Source organism: Geminicoccus flavidas, from assembly GCF_009806515.1.
GTDB classification, from domain to species: domain Bacteria; phylum Pseudomonadota; class Alphaproteobacteria; order Geminicoccales; family Geminicoccaceae; genus Geminicoccus; species Geminicoccus flavidus.
In genome coordinates this window covers 1-3,699 of the sequence record NZ_WUJP01000708.1, presented here as the reverse complement: position 1 = coordinate 3,699, position 3,699 = coordinate 1, and the positions used below count along the sequence as shown (strand labels likewise).

The 3,699-nt window shown below is 67.1% G+C and carries 3 protein-coding genes; all 3 read left to right on the top strand.

Annotated features, from left to right (window positions below; genetic code table 11):
* Positions 1-778 (top strand): ABC transporter permease (locus tag EQG76_RS20325; RefSeq protein WP_321573492.1); only part of this gene is annotated, 778 nt, incomplete at its 5' end.
* A 40-nt stretch (positions 779-818) separates the two neighbouring features.
* Complete coding sequence (locus EQG76_RS20320) at positions 819-2,120, top strand: NAD(P)/FAD-dependent oxidoreductase (RefSeq protein ID WP_159716166.1); 1,302 nt, start codon at positions 819-821, stop codon at positions 2,118-2,120.
* A 1,167-nt stretch (positions 2,121-3,287) separates the two neighbouring features.
* Positions 3,288-3,542, top strand: a complete 255-nt coding sequence (locus tag EQG76_RS20315) for a hypothetical protein (RefSeq protein WP_159716165.1) — start codon at positions 3,288-3,290, stop codon at positions 3,540-3,542.
* The last annotated feature ends 157 nt before the right edge of the window (positions 3,543-3,699 follow it).

The window sequence follows — 3,699 nt, the reverse complement described above, 5'->3', positions numbered from 1 at the left end:
GCTGGGCATCCTGACGGCTGCCGTGCTGCTGTTCCTGCTGGTGCCGGTATTCATCGTCGTGCCGATGAGCTTCTCCGACGCCACCTACCTGGAGTTCCCGCCGCGCGCCTGGTCGCTGCGCTGGTACGAGGCATATTTCGGCTCGCTGGAATGGATGGCGGCGACCCGTACCTCGTTCGCCGCAGCACTGTGCACCGTGGTGCTGGCGACCCCGATCGGCTTCGCCGCGGCCTACTGCGTCGACAAGCTGGAGGGCCGCGGGCGGGCCATGCTCATGGCGGTGCTGCTCTCGCCCCAGCTCATGCCGGTGATCCTGCTCGCGATCGGGGTATTCTTCCTCTACATCCGCCTGGGCCTGGTCGACAGCTTCGCGGGCGTGGTGCTGGCCCACGTGGCGCTCGCCATCCCGTTCGTGGTTACCACCGTGGCGGCGGGCCTCAGCCGGTTCGACCGCAACCTGGAGAACGCCGCGCGCAGCCTGGGCGCGTCGCGCCTGCGGGCGATCGTCGACGTGGTGCTGCCCCAGGTGAAGATGTCGGTCATGGCAGGCGCGCTGTTCGCCTTCGTCAGCTCGCTGGACGAGGTGGTGATCGGCCTGCTCGTCGCCGGCGGGCCCAACACCGTGCTCACCCGCATGATGTTCATGTCGCTGCGCGACCAGGTCGACCCGACCATCGCTGCGATCTCCACCCTGCTGATCGGGATCTCGCTGGTCGCGGTCGCCCTGTTCCTCGTCATGGAGCGGGCGGCCGCGCGGAGTGCCGCCAGGTCCGGCTGAGCCTCCTCCTTCAACCAATCCAAGGAAGTCGACGGGAATCATGGCTGCTTCCGTCCTGGCCTCGAACCTCAAGGCCACGCCCTACTGGTGGGAAGGTCATGACCTGCCTGCCCACCCCTCTGCCGGCAGTCCGCCGGAGCAGGCCGAGGTCGTAGTGATCGGCAGCGGGTTCACCGGCCTGTCCGCCGCGCTCACCCTGGCCCGTGCCGGCCGGCAGGTCATGATCCTGGACGCCGAGCAGCCGGGCTTTGGCTGCAGCACCCGCAATGGCGGTCAGGTGGGGCCACGCTTCGGCCCGTCCTTCGCCGAGCTCAGCCGGGCCTATGGCGTGGACAAGGCGCGGCGGCTCAAGCGCGAGAACCACGCAGCCTACGACTACCTGACCGGCCTGATCGCCGAGGAAGGGATCGAGTGCGACTTCCGGACCACCGGCCATCTGCTCTGCGCCCATGCGCCCGACCGCTTCGAGCCGGCGGTCCGCGCCGCCGAGACCGAGCAGCGCGAGTTCGGGATCGAGGCGCATGCGATCCCGAAGGGCGAGCAGCACCGGGAGGTTGGCTCCGACGCCTTCCACGGCGCCGTCCTGTTCCCGGGCGGCGGTGCGCTGGATCCGATGAAGTATCACCAGGGCCTCCTGGCGCGGGTGCTGGCGGCGGGCGCCACCCTGTTTACCGGCCAGCGGGTCACCGGGGTCGAGCGCGATGGCAAGGGCTTCACCGTGAAGCTCGCGGACAGGAGCATCACGGCCGGCGACGTGGTGCTGGCAACCAACGGCTACACCAAGGAGGCCATGCCCTGGTGGCGACGCCGGCTCATCCCGATCGGCAGCTACATCATCGCGACCGAGGAACTGGACCCGGCGCTGATGGCGAAGCTCTGCCCGAAGGGCCGGATGCTGCACGAGACGCGCAAGGTGGTCTATTACTACCGCCCCTCGCCCGACAACCGGCGCATCCTGTTCGGCGGGCGGGTGGCGCTGAGCGAGACCGACCCCAGGGTGAGCGGGCCCCGGCTACATACCGCCATGGTGCGGGTCTGGCCGGAGCTGGGCGACGTCAAGGTCACCCATAGCTGGATGGGCTTCGTCGCTTTCACCTTCGACGAGCTGCCCCATGTCGGCGTGCAGGACGGCGTGCACTATGCCATGGGCTACTGCGGCAACGGCGTGCCGCGCTCGACCTTCTACGGCCACAAGGCGGCGCTGAAGATCCTGGGCCGCCCCGACGGGGCCAGCGAGATGGACCAGCTCGATTTCCAGACCCGCCCGCTCTATTATGGCCGGCCATGGTTCCTGGCGCCCTCGATCGCCTACTACAAGCTGAAGGACCGGCTCGCGGCCTGAACGGGCCCGAACCGTCTTCCTGCCCCGGTCAGCCTTCCTGCTCGGTGGCGGGTGCCATCGCACTGGGCGGTGCCAGCATCGTCGATGCGCACATCTTCACCACGACCAACTTCCGGCGGTTCTATCCTTTCGCTGCCGAGTTTTAGTGCAGCCAACTACTCATCCGTTCGAACAGCCCCATGAGCTTGGCCAGCCCCTGGAGCGCCGCCACCTCTTCGCGCCGCTCACCGCCGCATAACGCCCGCTGCTGAACCACGGGCAGTCACGGGCCCAGCCGGCCGCGATCACCGCGTCTGCCATATCCTAGCTGTCCACTCGGCAAACGCCGACCAACGGCCGTAGGTATGCTCTCGGATGAGCTTGCGCAGTGCGGTCCTGCTTTCCGCCAGACCGACAAGGAACACCCAGGCGTCCGACCAACCCGGCCCGCGCATCTCCGGCAAGGTCCCGCTGGTCACGATGCGTCAGCTACCAGACCTGCCCTCACAACAAGGCCGCCCCAGGTCTCCCTGGGGCGGTTGCTCGATGCGATGGCAGGTAATGTGGATCGCTACTGCCTCACGGGCCGTACCGCGCTCACCCTCGCGGGAAGAGGTGGTCGAAGCCAGCTGCGATCGATGCGTCCAGGTCGTCGTCAGCCCCAGGCCCGGTCGGGCCCGCGTTGAAGCGCATCAGCTCGATCTTGGCCCGCAGATCGTCCAGGCAGGCGACCTGGGCCGAGATGATCCGCCCTTCCAGCTCTAGCCGTCGATCCTCCCAGAACGGATAGTCGCGAGAAATTCTGGATTCAGCTGCGAGCGGCTGCCTGCTAAATGAACTTGGGATCGAGCGGTCGACAGTGGGGGAGCCCTGCCCAAAGTCTGCCCGATGGGTTGGGCAGCGTTCGTAGGCCAGGGCAGTAATAGGGTTACCTCACCTTGGCCAGATCGACACCAAAAGCGGCGCACGCTACTTCCGCTCCATGGAACATAGCAGGAACATTTTAGGTGAACTCCGCGGCTGGCACGCTGATCGCCGCCTGCGCCCGGTCTGGCCGGCGAGTAGAGTTGCAGCGCCACCGGTTCGGCAGAACCCAGACAGTAGAGGAGGCGGAGACCCAATTGGTCTGTGGCGAGCGCCTGAATCGTGAAGGTAACCGGCTGACCATCACCGTGGCACCGCACTGACATGGCGCTCTACACCGATCGGCCGCGGCTGCATCAATTCCTGCACTTCATCAGGGTTTTCGCCTGCTGCGCGCTATGCCGCCGCCGGGTCTGGCTGCTCACCGAGGAGCTCGCCCGGCACTGCGGCTGGGACCGGACGCTGCAGCAGCTGGAGCCGCGACTTCGGTGTCAGCAGTGCGGCGGCCGGGGCTATTTTAACTTGGTGAACAGCTTGGCGCTGCCGCCGCCGACGAAAGAGCCACAGGGGGGCGCGTAGGTGGCCGATCTGGGGTCGACTGATGGTAAGGGAGTGCCCGAAAGGGCTGTTGGCGACTGAAGGGGCTCTACGGCGGTTCTGCGGCGAGTTGTTGTTGAAACCGTGCCTGCAGCGGACCTGTTGGGGCTGCAGAGTATGTACGAGGCCCATTCGTGCC